This is a genomic window from Streptomyces sp. NRRL S-495 (assembly GCF_000966955.1).
Taxonomy (GTDB): Bacteria; Actinomycetota; Actinomycetes; order Streptomycetales; family Streptomycetaceae; genus Kitasatospora; species Kitasatospora purpeofusca.
In genome coordinates this window covers 1-566 of sequence record NZ_JZWY01001354.1, presented here as the reverse complement: position 1 = coordinate 566, position 566 = coordinate 1, and the positions used below count along the sequence as shown (strand labels likewise).

The 566-nt window shown below is 74.2% G+C and carries 1 protein-coding gene; it reads right to left on the bottom strand.

What is annotated here, in order from left to right:
* The coding region (locus VR45_RS41640; RefSeq protein ID WP_045945192.1) for a ketoacyl-synthetase C-terminal extension domain-containing protein at window positions 1–566 on the bottom strand (566 nt) is incomplete at both ends.

Here is a 566-nt window from a genome sequence, read left to right as displayed (position 1 = left end):
CACCGAACGACCCGACGACACCCCGTCGCCCCGTACCAGCCCCGGCACCGTCCGGCCCTCGGCCAGCGCCTTCACGCCGTCGAGCAGCCCGTCCGGGTCGGTGCCCACGACCACGGCCCGCCGCTCGAACGCGGTGCGCGTGAGGGCGAGCGCGCGGCCCGTGTCGGCGGCCCGCAGAGGTCCGGGAGCGGCACCCAGGTGTGCCAGCAACTGGACCGCCCGGTCGCGCAGCGCTTCGTCGCTACGCCCCGACAGCACCCAGGGCAGCGGGTACGCATCGCCACCGGCCTCGGCTTCGGCCACCGGTTCGGCTTCCTCCGTCGGGGCCTGTTCCAGGATCAGATGCGCGTTGGTACCGCTGACACCGAAGGCGGACACCCCGGCCCGACGCGGACGTCCCGTGTCGTCCCAGGTACGGGCCTCGGAGAGGACCTCCACGGCTCCCGACGACCAGTCGACCATGGGCGTCGGCCGGTCCGCGTGCAGGGTCCTGGGCAGTTCGCCGTGCTCGATCGCCAGCACCATCTTGATGACGCCGCCCACTCCGGCCGCCGCCGAGGTGTGGC